The sequence below is a fragment of the Oceanobacter mangrovi genome (assembly GCF_019740315.1).
GTDB lineage: Bacteria > Pseudomonadota > Gammaproteobacteria > Pseudomonadales > Oceanobacteraceae > Oceanobacter > Oceanobacter mangrovi.
In genome coordinates this window covers 468,588-481,381 of sequence record NZ_JAHXZR010000001.1, presented here as the reverse complement: position 1 = coordinate 481,381, position 12,794 = coordinate 468,588, and the positions used below count along the sequence as shown (strand labels likewise).

Genomic DNA, 12,794 nt, shown 5'->3' with positions numbered 1-12,794 from the left:
AATGGCCTGAGCGAGGGCTCAGGCCATTGTATGCGTTTTACATCTCGATAGGCAGGCTGTAAGACACAACATACTTGGCAGACTTGTCCAGGAAGCCGTCTTCGCCTTTATCCAGATCTTCAGCCACAATTTTGGAAACAGTGAAAGCAACGCTGTCGTTAAAGGCGTAGGTCACATCCAGGTGAGTCCAGTTGTTCGATTCCATGTCGAACGTGCTACCCAGAGCCACAGAGAAGCTGGTATCTGGAACGTCAACACCAATCACACCGTAGAAACCATCAACATCGAAGTCGCTGCTCTTGTACAGAGTCAGGCTAGCCATGTCGTAAGACAGACCCAGATGGTATTCCGCAGAATCATCGAACTTGTCGAGCTCAGGATCGGAAGAATCCGGGTAGATGTAGGTTGCGTAACCCACGTCATAACCAACAGAGCCAGCTTCACCGGCGAAACCTACGTAGAAATCGGTTTCAGTACCGTAAGAGGTGTCACCGGAAGAGGTCCACACGCCAGCGTACAGGCCGGATTCGTGGGAGTAGTCCAGAGAACCAGAAACAACCGGAGTACCATCACCCAGGTTCACACCACGCCACAGGTACATGCTGGCAATATCAACAGAAGCGGAAATTTCTGCCTGGGCAGTTTGAACAGTAGCCACACCTGCAGTCAGGGCGCCAGTAATTGCGATAACTTGTGACAGTTTTTTCATTCTTCTTTCCTTCATCGGTTAGCGTTGCTAGTTCGTTTTTTTATTGGCGTTTCCCGGTAAGCGTCGCCACCTTGAACACCATTATGATTCTGGGATTTGACATAGCAGCCTGCGTGCCAACTCCCAAAACAGCCGCCTTTCACGCCTTTCTGATAAGATTCAGGATAAATACTGCCGACCAAAGCCCTCAAAATGAGCACCCTTTGACAATAACGCACCAAAAGAAAACACCAAGGCTAAAGCATTTGTTCCAGAATAGTGCCGCTCGCCCGATCCAGGTCGCCCGCGGCGCGATATAAACGCAATAAGAGATAAGAATCTTATGAAGAACGCAGAAATTCGTTTAAAAATCGAGGAGTTACTTCGTCAATCAGGAACCGGACAGCTGTCTGCTGAAGTGCACAAAAATCTTGCACAAAAATTAGCCAGCTGGATTGGCGGCCCAGAATGGGTCACCAGAGCGGAGCACGAGCGCCTGCTGCAAGTACTGCAACAGACCGAGGAGAAACTGCAATTACTGGAACAGCGGCTGACTGAACTGGAACAGGCGGACACCTGATCCAGTCACCGCCAACTGGTTGGGAATCAACGCAAGCCCTGATTCTGCATCCGCCGCTCTTTCCAGGCGTCGTAACCATTGATGGCCAAATGAACCAGCAAGGCAGCAACGCCAGCAGAGGCAATCGCTCCAAAGCCACGCACATCAAGCAGAAACAGTCCGCTGGAGAAAAACAGAAACGCTGGATAAAAAATAGTGCGCTTCATAACCAGCTGCAATTTGCTCAATTTATTCATGGCAAGTCTCCTGCTACCGTGATTAACAATTTATAACGGCAAACGGCTCCGCATCAGGAGCCGCTTGTTCATACGATGCTATCAATTAATCGCGATGATTTTCGAAAGCGTCGTTTTCGTGCTTGATGATGGCGTACATGAATCCCAGAAAGGCCACAAACGCCAGACCACACAAAAATGCGATCATCCCCGGGCTGTCAGCGAAGGTAAAACAGGCTGCAACGCCTTCCCAGCTGTCGATTGGTGAAGTATCCATAATCTGTTCCTCTTGGTTTGGATTAATCGGGCGATGACTTTGGCCACCGCCGATCCAGGATGAATTAGTTGCTCAGGGCACCGTGGGCAGGCAGTTGTCCGGCAGTTGCAGGAATAGTGCCTTCAACGATGTCACGTGCAGGAACGCTTTCGCCGTATGGAACTGCTGGAATTTCCACCAGGTCCAGACCAGCCGCTTCAACTTTTGGCGGTACACGCAGCATGTTCATCTTCTTCAGCAACAAGGAGATTGCGTAGCCTGGGATAAAGCCGGTCACACACATGATCACAGCGCCCATCAGCTGACCAAAGAAGCTGATATCTGGAGCACCTTCTGGAACACTTGGGTAGCCGGAAGCAAAGATACCGACCAGAACTACACCCAGGAAACCACACCAGCCGTGTACGGCAACCGCACCTACAGCATCATCAATGCCACATTTCTCAACGAACTTGCCAACCATTGGCATGGTAACGCCACCGAAGATTGCCAGTACGAAAGTCAGGCCCGGGTAGTACAGATCCATACCGGCAGCAACAGTGATGATGCCAGCCAGACCACCGGACATGGTCATGAAAGGTTCACGGGAAGACAGGTAGGCACCAATAACACCACCAGCGAAGCCCATCAGGGTATTAAAGGCGAAAGCAGACAGGTTGGTTGGGTTGCCGTAAATGGTGGTCCAGCCGGTGTCGCCGCCGTTGAAGATGATGCAACCGCCAAGGAAGCCGAAGAAACCAACGATGATCATCATCAGACCAATCAGTGCCATTGGCAGGCTGTGAGGAACGATGGCCATGGCCTTGCCGTCAACAAACTTGCCGATACGAGGTCCAAGGTTGATCAGTACACCCAGAGAGAAGAAACCAGCCACTGCGTGAACCACACCGGAAGCACCCACATCGTGGTATCCCAGATCCATCAGCAACCAGCCGTCAGGGTGCCAGCCCCACGCACCCGCCAGAATCCAAACACCGGAACCCACCACAACGGTCAGGATCAGGTAGGCACTCATACGGATACGTTCGATTACCGCACCAGACAGAATGGAGCCAGTAGTGGCACCAAACATGGCAAAAGCGGCCCAGAAGATACCGGTACCCATATCAGTCACGTCAGGACCCATAGAGGTTGACCATGGCAGCGCTGCCGACGCATCAACAGGAATAAAGCCGTTTGGCATGGCATTGTAGATCCACCAGCCGAAGAAGTAGAAGGTTGGCACCACAACCGCCAGGGTCAGGATGTTTTTCATACCGGAAGCCAGCGCGTTTTTCACACGGGAGGCACCGATTTCATAGGCCAGGAAGCCTGCGTGAATCATGAACATAATGGCGGTACACCACCAATAAAACACCTCGACGTTCATCGCCTGGTGCATCTCAAACGCCGCCTTAAAGGCTTCGAGCTCTTCTGGAGTCATGGGTATTCCCCTCTCTAGTCATTGGTAAACAAGCGTTTCCATATACAAATGACCGACCTGGCCCGCCCCTTGACCACACTGATCGGACAAAAATATTCGCGAGGGGAATATTGCATGCTGAGTGCCAAGCTCAGCGCCGACGGCAATCATTGCCAAATGACAACTTTGGTTTACTGAAAAGAGGTAGAAAGAGGGAATACAGCGATGAGTTTGTCGGCATTGCGTTACTGAACACTGCCGTGCTTGCCATAGATCGACAACTGGGGTCATTATTTACCGAGCGCAATGAAGAAACATGCACCACGATGCCGCACCACAACAGTGCAACCGCACCGTCAGATAACATCGTTCTGTCGATGCACCCATTCACGCAGTAACTCATGCAAACAGCCCGAGACATGCCGGATAAAAACAGCATATTCGCGGACCTGGGGGCGTTCTCAATTAGTAAAGCGGCCCTGCTGAGAGCCAGTTTGCTTCAGAACAAGGCATGAGGAATGTGGTTTAGCGAGCTAAACAAGTGACGAATAACGCAGTGCCTGGAGTCAACTGGCCTCAGCCCGAAGGGTTATGGCTAAAAATCCACCATGCTGTGTTGTTGAACTTGTAAAGGGCTCGCCATTTTCTTCGTTCAACGCCTTGCCTGATGAATTTTTCTGCCATAACAGGACCCGTTAATTAATTGAGAACGCCCCCAAGTCACCACACTTGTTACATGCTTGAAAAGATTCCCGAACACACTTCAGGGATAATGCCCTTGTATTTATGCTGCCCGACCCTCGCCAGAACCGCTGACGCCGTGTTGAACGGGCACACATCCGCTCGATCAGGAGACTATCCATGCTAAGACGCACCAAAATTGTCGCTACCCTTGGACCGGCAACCAACACAGATGAAAAAATCGAACAGCTGATCGAGGCCGGTGCCAACGTATTCCGACTGAACTTCTCCCACGGCGATGCCGACGATCACCGTGATCGCGCCGCCATGGTGCGCCGTGCTGCCAAAAAACTGGGCAAACACGTTGCCATTCTGGGCGACCTGCAAGGTCCAAAAATCCGTATTTCCCGCTTTGCCGAGCAAAAGGTCCACCTCGACGTTGGCCAGAGCTTTGTGCTGGACGCCACGCTGGAGCGTGACGCCGGTAATAAGGAACAGGTTGGTATCGACTACAAGGCACTGATTGAAGATGCCCGCGTTGGCGACATCCTGTTGCTGGACGATGGCCGTGTTGAACTGCAGGTGACCGAAACCTTCCCGACCAAACTCAACACTGTGGTTCGCATCGGTGGCTGGCTGTCCAACAACAAGGGCATCAACCGTCTCGGTGGCGGCCTGTCAGCCAAGGCGCTGACTGACAAGGACAAGGAAGACATCAAGCTGGCGGCGGAAATTCTGGTTGATTACCTGGCGGTATCCTTCCCTCGCGACGGCCAGGACATGGAAGAAGCCCGTGAGCTGCTGCACGCCGCTGGCGGTCACGCCCACCTGGTATCCAAAATCGAACGCGCCGAGTGTGTTGCTTCTGACGAAGCCCTCGACGACATAATCAAGGCTTCAGACGCCGTGATGGTTGCTCGTGGTGACCTCGCCGTCGAAATCGGTGACGCCGAGCTGGTCGGTGTGCAGAAGCGCATCATTTCCCGCTCCCGCCAGCTCAACAAGCCGGTGATCACCGCGACCCAGATGATGGAGTCCATGATCGCCAGCCCAATGCCGACCCGCGCCGAAGTTTCCGACGTTGCCAACGCCGTATTCGACTACACCGACGCCGTGATGCTGTCTGCCGAAACCGCGGCCGGTGACTACCCGGTTGAAGCCGTAGCCGCCATGGTCCGGGTGATCGAAGGTGCCGAGCGTCATCCGTCTGCCAAGCGTTCGAAACACCGCTTGTACGAAGATATCTTTGATATCGACGTTACTATCGCCATGTCAGCCATGTACGCCGCCAACCACCTGCAAGGTGTAACTGCGATCATCTCACTGACTGAAACCGGTGCCACTCCACGACTGATGTCACGACTGCGCTCGCATCTGCCAATCTTCGCCTTCTGCCGTCGCGAAGATACTCAAAGCCGCGTCGCACTGTATCGCGGTGTACAGACCGTACCTTTCTATGCCGATCAGCTGGAGCCTAACAGCATCAACCCAACTGCGATTCAGGTACTGAAAGAGCAAGGCCATGTGACTACCGGAGACTTTGTGGTGGTCACTCGCGGTGACTACCTCAACGCCCAGGGCGGCACCAACACCATGAAGATCATGCGCGTCGAATAAGCCTGCCCCCGCCGTCAGCAGCATTGCTGCTGACGGCATCCTTGATGAGCTTGACTCATAACGACCTTTTACAGCCTGCCACTCCATTCCTGAACATCTGTCCTCGCAAGCGCTACCAGAGTCCAGCCAAAGCGCGTACACTTTTTGCTTAAACAAACGCCGAGCTGCTGTTTCTAAAGCGAATGTATGTCGCCATGAAGCACCAGCCGCAGAGCAGGCTTGCCTGTTCCGCCAGGGTTCTGTGGGAAACCGCCGGGCCTCCCGTATTTGGAAAGGTGTAACATGACTCATAAAGAACCTGGCCTGCAGGACCGTTTTGGTCGGCAGTTCAGCTACTTGCGCCTGTCGATTACCGACGTGTGCAATTTTCGCTGTAGCTATTGTTTACCGGACGGCTATCAAAAGCAGTCTGGCCCTGAGCCTCTGCAGCTCGATGAAATCCAGCGCTTGCTGGCGGTGTTTGCCCAACTGGGGACGCGTAAGGTGCGCATTACCGGCGGCGAACCCAGTGTCCGCAAGGATCTCACCGAGATCATCCAGCTGGCGGCCAATACCGATGGAATCGATCAGGTCGCGCTGACCACCAACGGCTACAAACTGGCTGAAAACATTGCCGCCTGGCACGCTGCCGGGCTGCAGCAGCTCAACGTCAGCATCGACAGCCTGGATGCCGAACGCTTCCAGCAAATTACCGGTTACAGCCATCTCGCTCGCATTATTGAAGGCATTGATCAGGCACTGGCGCTGGGCCTCAAGGTCAAGGTCAACGCCGTGTTGCTGAAAGGTTTTGATCAGACCGAACTGGCGCTGTTTGAAAACTGGCTCAAACAGACACCGGTATCAGTACGGTTTATCGAACTGATGCAAACCGGTGACCAACCGGTATTTTTCTCCGAACATCATGTCCGTGGCGAGGCCATTCGCCAGCAACTGCTGGATAACGGCTGGAGCTTGCGGCCACGCCAGCCTCACGACGGTCCGGCGCTGGAGTTTTCGCACCCGGATTACCAGGGCCGCTTCGGCCTCATCATGCCGTACAGCAAGGATTTCTGTAGCAGCTGTAATCGTTTACGCATCAGCTCACTGGGCAAATTGCACCTGTGCCTGTTTGGCGATCAGGGTCACGACCTGCGCCAGCTGCTGGACGGCAGCCACACCAGCGACGAACTGGCCGCTGAATTGCAGCATTTATTGGGTATCAAGTCAGAAACCCACTATTTGCATGCGGGCGAAACCGGTGCCATGCGCCACTTCGCCATGCTGGGAGGCTAGCGAGATGAAAGTGATCGGAGTGGTACTGGCAGGCGGTCAATCCCGCCGCATGGGCCGTGACAAGGCATTGTTACCGGCCGATGGCCATGCGTCCCTGCTGCACCGCCAGGTTGCGCTACTGCAGTCATTATCACTGCAACAGGTCTGGATCAGCCGCCACCAGAGTCTCAAAACCAGCCCGGATTTACAGCCCCTGCTGGTCGATGACCACAACACCAGCCAGCATCTGGGGCCACTGGCCGGCATCCAGAGCATTGCTGCCCACTGCCCCGATGCCGACGCCGTGATTGCCCTGCCGGTCGACTTGCCACTGATCGACAAGGCCACCCTCAGCCAGCTGATCAACACCGGTGTGCAACAGCGCCAGGCGGTCTATTTTCTGCAGGATTACCTGCCGCTGTTCACGCCGCTCAACGACGAGCTGCGCCAGTATCTCGATCAGCATCTGACCATGCCTACCGCCGACAAGTCGGTGCGGAAATTACTGAATTTTTGTAATGCGCTGTCGCTGCAACCGGCAGATGCCAGCCGTTTAACCAATACCAATACCCAGGATGAGTGGGAAGCCATTCGCCGCCCTCATCCATAGCCGTGAGAAATTCCCATGTCGAAGACCTTTACTGAGCAGTTTTTGCCACTCAACATCGCCGTGCTGACCGTGTCTGACACCCGTACGGAAGAAAACGATACCAGCGGCCAGGCACTGGTCAGCCGCCTGACCGAAGCCGGTCACCAGCTGGCTGACAAGAAAATCCTCAAGGACGACAAATACCTGCTGCGGGCGGCGGTTTCCCAATGGATCGCGGACGACACCACCCAGGTGGTGCTGGTGACCGGCGGCACCGGTTTCACTGAACGCGATACCACGCCGGATGCACTGATTCCCCTGTTCGACCAGACCATCGATGGCTTTGGCGAACTGTTCCGGGCAATTTCCTACCAGCAAATTGGCACCTCCACCATCCAGAGCCGCGCTGTCGCCGGGCTGGCCAACAGCACGCTGATTTTCTGTATGCCAGGCTCCACCAATGCCTGCAACACCGCCTGGGACGACATCATCGCCAGCCAGCTGGACAGCCGTTTCAAACCCTGCAACTTTGTGCTGCGGCTGAAAAACACCGCCAACCAGCTGTGCGACAGCCGCGGCTGATCAACCGGGCAGCAAGAGCAAGATTGTTTTATGAGTAACGAGTTTTCCCATGTAAACGCCGCTGGCGAAGCCAATATGGTCGATGTCAGCAGCAAACAGCCCACGGTGCGCGAAGCGCGCGCCGAAGGCTACGTACGCATGTCGGCGACGACACTGGCAAAGATCATTGAAGGTAATCACCACAAGGGCGATGTCTTTGCGGTTGCCCGGATTGCCGGTATTCAGGCCGCCAAACAAACCAGCAGCCTGATTCCACTGTGCCATCCGCTGATGCTCAGCAAGGTGGCAGTGGACTTTGCAGCCGAGCCGGAACACAACCGCGTGCGTATCGAAAGTTATTGCAAGCTGACCGGCCAGACCGGGGTAGAGATGGAAGCCCTGACCGCCTGCTCGGTGGCGGCGCTGACGCTGTTCGATATGTGCAAGGCGGTTGACCCGGCAATGGTCCTGGAAGGTATCCGGGTGCTGGAAAAAGTTGGTGGCAAAACCGGCCACTGGCAAGCAACTGATTCCGCCAGTGGAGCTGCGTCATGATTCAGGTACTGGTATTCGCTCGCCTGCGTGACCAGCTGGGTGAAGCCGTGATCAATCTGGATATGGCTGCGCCAGCCCGCGTCCATGAGCTGCGTGCCGCGCTGCAGCAGGCTTATCCCAGCCAGGCTGATGCCCTCAACCCTGGCAAGGCGCTGATAGCAATTAACCAGGTACTGAGCCACGACGAAGATGCCGTCATCACCGATCAGGACGAAGTCGCCCTGTTTCCACCGATGACCGGAGGCTGACGATGACCCTGCAACCACCTGCCGATTCGATTCTGGTGCAAAGTGATGACTTCGACGTCGCCAGCGAGTATCAGCAGCTGTGTACCAACAACCCGGACGACGGTGCGGTGGTGTTTTTTGTTGGCCGGGTCCGCGACCTCAACGATGGCGATCAGGTGCAACAACTGGAGTTACAGCATTATCCTGGCATGACCGAAAAAGCTCTTGGCAGCATCGTCGCAGACGCCCGTCAGCGTTGGCAGCTCGGCCGTGTGCGGCTGATCCACCGGGTTGGGCCAATGAATGTCGAAGACCAGATTGTATTTGTCGGCGTCAGCAGCCCACATCGCGGTAACGCTTTTGACGCTGCCGCCTTTATCATGGACTTTCTGAAAAGCCGGGCACCGTTCTGGAAAAAGGAACGCATCCTAGATGGCCAGGGCCAGACGCAATCTGAACGCTGGGTTGAGGCCCGCGACAGCGACCAGCAAGCTCTGCAACGCTGGCAAGCCGATTCCTGACGGGTAGCAAACCATGATCAACAAGCTGGAGCATCTGATTCCACCACCGCTGGTCGCTTTGTTGATCGCCGTGGCCATCTGGTACGGCACAACAGCGCCATCAACACCGGGCCCGCTGCGCTGGAGTCTGATTGGCCTGCTGATTGCCTGTGGCCTGGCTCTGGATTTCAGCGCCATCATCAGCTTTCTGAAACGCCACACCACGGTCAATCCGCTGGCACCGGATCATGCCAGCCAGCTGGTCACCGATGGAATGTACCGTTTCACTCGCAATCCCATGTACCTCGGATTGGCGCTAAACCTCAGCGCCTGGGGATTGTATCTCGGCAGCTGGCTGCTGCTGCCCGCGCTACTGGTGTTTGTCGGCTACATTACCCGCTTCCAGATCCTGCCGGAGGAACGGGCGCTACAGTTGAAGTTTGGAACAGACTTCACCAGTTATTGCAATACAGTTCGACGCTGGCTCTGAGTAAACTACAACAATAATTATCGCGACGTGCGGATTACCCTTGCTGGTAAGACCCCAAAGTCGTTTTTCGATTCAGGAGCCTGTCTATGTCCTCGGCCAGAATGCCGACGATTTTCATCCCTCATGGCGGTGGCCCATGGCCATTTGTTGATCTCAACGGTCGCTTTGGGGAAGAGGAGATGCGGCACTTGCGCGAGTTTCTGGAGCAATATCCCGGAACCTTGCCACAACGTCCCAAAGCCATCCTGGTGATCACCTCTCATTGGGAAGCCCCCGTCGTCACACTCGGTACATCGGCAAATCCACCGATGTATTACGACTATTACAACTTCCCGGAAGCTTCCTACCACATCCAATGGCCCGCACCTGGCTGCCCATCACTGGCGCCACGGGTGGCTGAGCTGCTGCATCAGGCCGGTTTTGCTACCGATTCCGATGATCAGCGCGGTTATGACCATGGCACCTTTGTACCGCTGAAAGTGATGTTTCCAAAGGCCGATATTCCAGTACTGCAGATGTCGCTGATCCGGGATCTTGATCCGGCCCGCCATATCGAGTTGGGCAAGGCGCTGGAGCCGTTGCGGGATGAAGGTGTGCTGATTATTGGCAGTGGCATGTCATTTCATAACTTGCGCAAACTGCGGCAACCGGAAGCAGCCGCTATTTCCCAGCCATTCGACGACTGGCTGCAGGAAATCATGGTGCTGTCACCCGCCTGCAGGGAAAAGAAACTGTTGGATTGGGTGTGCGGACCAAACGCCCGTATTGCTCATCCGCGCGAAGAACATCTGTTGCCATTGATGGTCATTACCGGAGCTGCCGGTACAGATCCTGGCCGGGTTGTATTTAACGGCCTGTTTGGTAATGCCTGGATTACCGGGGTCGAATTCTGCAATGCCTGCTGCGGCCAATAAACCGCAGCAGCAGCTCAACAAAATCAGTAATCGGATTCCAGTTTGAAACCGCGGGCAGCACCGCTCAGATGATCGGCGTCGGATTCTGAGGCCAGTTTGATCATCAAACGCAGGTCGTTTGGCGAGTCAGCATGGGCAAGCGCATCTTCATAGGTGATTTCGCCCTGTTCATACAGGTGATAGAGCGCCTGGTCGAAGGTCTGCATACCTACTTCGGTCGACTTTTTCATCAGCTCTTTCAGCTCATGTACCTCGCCTTTGCGGATCAGATCCGATGCCAGCGGGGTGTTGATCAATACCTCCACCACGGCTCGCCGAGACTTGCCATCCGGGGTCGGAATCAGTTGCTGCGCGACAATCGCCTTGAGGTTGAGCGACAGGTCCATCCAGATCTGGTTATGACGTTCTGGCGGGAAAAAGTGCTGTACCCGCTCCAGCGCCTGGTTGGCATTGTTGGCGTGCAGGGTGGCCAGACACAAGTGGCCGGTTTCAGCAAAGGTAATGGCGTTTTCCATAATGTCCGGTGAACGTACCTCACCAATCATGATCACGTCCGGTGCCTGACGCAGGGCGTTTTTCAGACCAATATCAAAGCTTTCGGTATCCAGACCTACTTCCCGCTGGGTGATGATGCAGCCGTCGTGCTGGTGAATAAATTCAATCGGGTCTTCGATGCTGAGAATATGACCACGACTGTTGTGGTTGCGGTGACCAATCATGGCCGCCAGCGAGGTCGACTTACCGGTACCCGTCGCGCCCACAAACAGGATCAGACCACGTTTGGTCATCGCCAGATCCTTGATGGTATCTGGCAGCCCAAGCGAATCCGTGGTCGGAATCTTGGTTTCGATACGACGCAGCACCATGCCGCAGACGTTACGCTGGAAAAACGCACTGGCACGGAAACGACCGATGCCGCGGGCGTTGATCGCAAAGTTGAGCTCTTTCTTTTCCTCAAACTCATCCTGCTGCTTGCTGTTCATCAGGCCCAGCACGATGTCACGGGTTTGTTCTGCTGCCAGCGGCGTTTTACCGAGCGGCAGCAGCTGGCCATTAACCTTCATGGAGGGCGCCACGCCAGCGGTGATGAAGAGGTCGGAAGCGCGCTTCTCTACCATCAACTTGAGAAATTTATCCATCGACATGGCTGTTTACCTCTATGAATGCCAAGGGCAATAACAGGATCAGAACTGATCCGGGTTTTTCGATTTTTCACGGGCAGCATCTTTCGATACCATGCCACGGGCAACCAGATTCTTCAGCGACTGGTCCATGGTGATCATGCCGTAGGCCGCACCGGTCTGGATCGCCGAATACATCTGCGCAACCTTGTCTTCCCGGATCAGGTTACGGATCGCCGGAGTACCCACCATGATTTCATGAGCCGCGACCCGGCCACCACCGATTTTCTTCAGCAGCGTCTGGGAAATAACCCCTTGCAGGGATTCCGACAGCATCGAACGCACCATGGATTTTTCTTCCGCCGGGAATACGTCGACGATACGGTCGATGGTCTTGGCGGCGGAGGTGGTGTGCAGGGTGCCGAACACCACGTGGCCGGTTTCGGCAGCAGTCAGCGCCAACCTGATGGTTTCAAGGTCACGCATCTCACCCACCAGAATCACGTCCGGGTCTTCCCGCAGGGCAGAACGCAGGGCTTCGTTAAAGCCGAGGGTGTCACGGTGAACCTCACGCTGGTTGATCAATGCCTTTTTCGACTCATGAACGAATTCGATCGGGTCTTCGATGGTCAGAATGTGGTCGTGCTTGGAATCATTGATGTAGTCGATCATCGCCGCCAGGGTGGTCGACTTACCGGAACCGGTCGGGCCAGTGACCAGCACAATGCCACGCGGTACATTGGCGAGGTCCTTGAACACCTGTCCCATGCCCAGCTGGTCCATGTTCAGAACCTTGGACGGAATGGTCCGGAATACCGCGCCGGGGCCGCGGTTCTGGTTGAAGGCGTTGACCCGGAAACGGGCCACGCCTGGCACTTCGAAGGAAAAGTCGGTCTCGTAGAATTCCTCATAATCCTTGCGCTGTTTGTCGTTCATGATGTCGTACACCAGCGCGTGTACATCCTTGTGAGCCAGCGCCGGAACATTAATCCGACGCACATCACCATCAACACGAATCATGGGGGGCAGTCCGGCAGACAGGTGCAAGTCTGATGCACCCTGTTTGGCACTGAAAGCGAGCAGTTCGGTAATATCCACGGCCTGAATTCCTCCAACGGCGACAATA

The 12,794-nt window shown here is 55.0% G+C and carries 16 protein-coding genes and 1 riboswitch; of the genes, 10 read left to right on the top strand and 6 right to left on the bottom strand.

Annotated features, from left to right (window positions below; all coding sequences use genetic code 11):
* Positions 1-37: 37 nt before the first annotated feature.
* The gene (locus K6123_RS02120) at positions 38-709 is read right to left on the bottom strand and encodes a TorF family putative porin (RefSeq protein WP_221793633.1); all 672 of its coding nucleotides are present in this window, start codon (positions 707-709) and stop codon (positions 38-40) included.
* Between the two features lie 322 nt (positions 710-1,031).
* Here K6123_RS02120 and K6123_RS02115 point away from each other — a divergent pair, with 322 nt between their 5' ends.
* The gene (locus tag K6123_RS02115; RefSeq protein WP_221793631.1) at positions 1,032-1,268 is read left to right on the top strand and encodes an accessory factor UbiK family protein; all 237 of its coding nucleotides are present in this window, start codon (positions 1,032-1,034) and stop codon (positions 1,266-1,268) included.
* A 26-nt stretch (positions 1,269-1,294) separates the two neighbouring features.
* Here K6123_RS02115 and K6123_RS02110 read toward each other — a convergent pair whose 3' ends face one another.
* From K6123_RS02110 to K6123_RS02100, 3 genes are all read right to left on the bottom strand, one after another.
* Positions 1,295-1,504, bottom strand: a complete 210-nt coding sequence (locus tag K6123_RS02110; protein ID WP_221793630.1) for a hypothetical protein — start codon at positions 1,502-1,504, stop codon at positions 1,295-1,297.
* Positions 1,505-1,589: 85 nt separating this feature from the next.
* A complete protein-coding gene (locus K6123_RS02105) occupies positions 1,590-1,760 on the bottom strand; it encodes a hypothetical protein (RefSeq protein WP_221793628.1) in 171 nt (56 codons plus the stop codon).
* A 64-nt stretch (positions 1,761-1,824) separates the two neighbouring features.
* Positions 1,825-3,183, bottom strand: coding sequence for an ammonium transporter (locus K6123_RS02100; protein WP_221793626.1), 1,359 nt, complete (start codon positions 3,181-3,183; stop codon positions 1,825-1,827).
* 840 nt (positions 3,184-4,023) lie between these two features.
* Between K6123_RS02100 and pyk the strand changes: the two genes are divergently transcribed.
* The 9 genes from pyk to K6123_RS02055 all read left to right on the top strand — a co-directional run bounded on the left by pyk (position 4,024) and on the right by K6123_RS02055 (position 10,547).
* Positions 4,024-5,460, top strand: a complete 1,437-nt coding sequence (gene pyk / locus K6123_RS02095) for a pyruvate kinase (protein WP_221793624.1) — start codon at positions 4,024-4,026, stop codon at positions 5,458-5,460.
* Between the two features lie 145 nt (positions 5,461-5,605).
* Positions 5,606-5,754: riboswitch (molybdenum cofactor riboswitch) on the top strand.
* The gene (moaA, locus tag K6123_RS02090; RefSeq protein WP_221793623.1) at positions 5,743-6,732 is read left to right on the top strand and encodes a GTP 3',8-cyclase MoaA; all 990 of its coding nucleotides are present in this window, start codon (positions 5,743-5,745) and stop codon (positions 6,730-6,732) included. Its footprint overlaps the riboswitch before it by 12 nt.
* A gap of 4 nt (positions 6,733-6,736) precedes the next feature.
* Positions 6,737-7,321, top strand: a complete 585-nt coding sequence (mobA, locus tag K6123_RS02085; RefSeq protein WP_221793621.1) for a molybdenum cofactor guanylyltransferase — start codon at positions 6,737-6,739, stop codon at positions 7,319-7,321.
* A 15-nt stretch (positions 7,322-7,336) separates the two neighbouring features.
* Positions 7,337-7,882, top strand: a complete 546-nt coding sequence (moaB, locus tag K6123_RS02080; RefSeq protein WP_221793619.1) for a molybdenum cofactor biosynthesis protein B — start codon at positions 7,337-7,339, stop codon at positions 7,880-7,882.
* Positions 7,883-7,912: 30 nt separating this feature from the next.
* A complete protein-coding gene (moaC, locus tag K6123_RS02075; protein ID WP_221793617.1) occupies positions 7,913-8,416 on the top strand; it encodes a cyclic pyranopterin monophosphate synthase MoaC in 504 nt (167 codons plus the stop codon).
* On the top strand, positions 8,413-8,664 hold the full coding sequence (locus K6123_RS02070) for a MoaD/ThiS family protein (protein WP_221793615.1): 252 nt from the start codon (positions 8,413-8,415) through the stop codon (positions 8,662-8,664). The genes moaC and K6123_RS02070 overlap by 4 nt, the downstream gene beginning before the upstream one ends.
* Before the next feature lie 2 nt (positions 8,665-8,666).
* Positions 8,667-9,164, top strand: coding sequence for a molybdopterin synthase catalytic subunit MoaE (gene moaE / locus K6123_RS02065; RefSeq protein ID WP_221793613.1), 498 nt, complete (start codon positions 8,667-8,669; stop codon positions 9,162-9,164).
* A 13-nt stretch (positions 9,165-9,177) separates the two neighbouring features.
* Positions 9,178-9,633 (top strand): methyltransferase family protein, encoded by a 456-nt coding sequence (locus K6123_RS02060; protein ID WP_221793612.1) that lies wholly within the window; start codon positions 9,178-9,180, stop codon positions 9,631-9,633.
* Positions 9,634-9,719: 86 nt separating this feature from the next.
* Positions 9,720-10,547 carry a DODA-type extradiol aromatic ring-opening family dioxygenase gene (locus K6123_RS02055; protein ID WP_221793610.1) on the top strand — a complete coding sequence of 276 codons (828 nt, stop codon included), beginning with the start codon at positions 9,720-9,722 and terminating at the stop codon, positions 10,545-10,547.
* Positions 10,548-10,570: 23 nt separating this feature from the next.
* Here K6123_RS02055 and K6123_RS02050 read toward each other — a convergent pair whose 3' ends face one another.
* Positions 10,571-11,692, bottom strand: a complete 1,122-nt coding sequence (locus tag K6123_RS02050) for a PilT/PilU family type 4a pilus ATPase (protein WP_221793608.1) — start codon at positions 11,690-11,692, stop codon at positions 10,571-10,573.
* Positions 11,693-11,731: 39 nt separating this feature from the next.
* On the bottom strand, positions 11,732-12,766 hold the full coding sequence (locus tag K6123_RS02045; protein ID WP_221793606.1) for a type IV pilus twitching motility protein PilT: 1,035 nt from the start codon (positions 12,764-12,766) through the stop codon (positions 11,732-11,734).
* Between the last annotated feature and the right edge of the window lie 28 nt (positions 12,767-12,794).

What these genes read in the sequence shown, in the direction of transcription:
- moaC (WP_221793617.1), top strand. Translation starts at nt 7,913, where the DNA reads ATGAGTAACGAGTTTTCCCATGTAAACGCCGCTGGCGAAGCCAATATG.
- moaE (WP_221793613.1), top strand. Translation starts at nt 8,667, where the DNA reads ATGACCCTGCAACCACCTGCCGATTCGATTCTGGTGCAAAGTGATGAC.
- moaB (WP_221793619.1), top strand. Translation starts at nt 7,337, where the DNA reads ATGTCGAAGACCTTTACTGAGCAGTTTTTGCCACTCAACATCGCCGTG.
- K6123_RS02055 (WP_221793610.1), top strand. Translation starts at nt 9,720, where the DNA reads ATGTCCTCGGCCAGAATGCCGACGATTTTCATCCCTCATGGCGGTGGC.
- K6123_RS02060 (WP_221793612.1), top strand. Translation starts at nt 9,178, where the DNA reads ATGATCAACAAGCTGGAGCATCTGATTCCACCACCGCTGGTCGCTTTG.
- moaA (WP_221793623.1), top strand. Translation starts at nt 5,743, where the DNA reads ATGACTCATAAAGAACCTGGCCTGCAGGACCGTTTTGGTCGGCAGTTC.
- K6123_RS02050 (WP_221793608.1), bottom strand. Translation starts at nt 11,692, where the DNA reads ATGTCGATGGATAAATTTCTCAAGTTGATGGTAGAGAAGCGCGCTTCC.
- K6123_RS02100 (WP_221793626.1), bottom strand. Translation starts at nt 3,183, where the DNA reads ATGACTCCAGAAGAGCTCGAAGCCTTTAAGGCGGCGTTTGAGATGCAC.
- K6123_RS02120 (WP_221793633.1), bottom strand. Translation starts at nt 709, where the DNA reads ATGAAAAAACTGTCACAAGTTATCGCAATTACTGGCGCCCTGACTGCA.
- K6123_RS02105 (WP_221793628.1), bottom strand. Translation starts at nt 1,760, where the DNA reads ATGGATACTTCACCAATCGACAGCTGGGAAGGCGTTGCAGCCTGTTTT.
- mobA (WP_221793621.1), top strand. Translation starts at nt 6,737, where the DNA reads ATGAAAGTGATCGGAGTGGTACTGGCAGGCGGTCAATCCCGCCGCATG.
- K6123_RS02115 (WP_221793631.1), top strand. Translation starts at nt 1,032, where the DNA reads ATGAAGAACGCAGAAATTCGTTTAAAAATCGAGGAGTTACTTCGTCAA.
- pyk (WP_221793624.1), top strand. Translation starts at nt 4,024, where the DNA reads ATGCTAAGACGCACCAAAATTGTCGCTACCCTTGGACCGGCAACCAAC.
- K6123_RS02110 (WP_221793630.1), bottom strand. Translation starts at nt 1,504, where the DNA reads ATGAATAAATTGAGCAAATTGCAGCTGGTTATGAAGCGCACTATTTTT.
- K6123_RS02070 (WP_221793615.1), top strand. Translation starts at nt 8,413, where the DNA reads ATGATTCAGGTACTGGTATTCGCTCGCCTGCGTGACCAGCTGGGTGAA.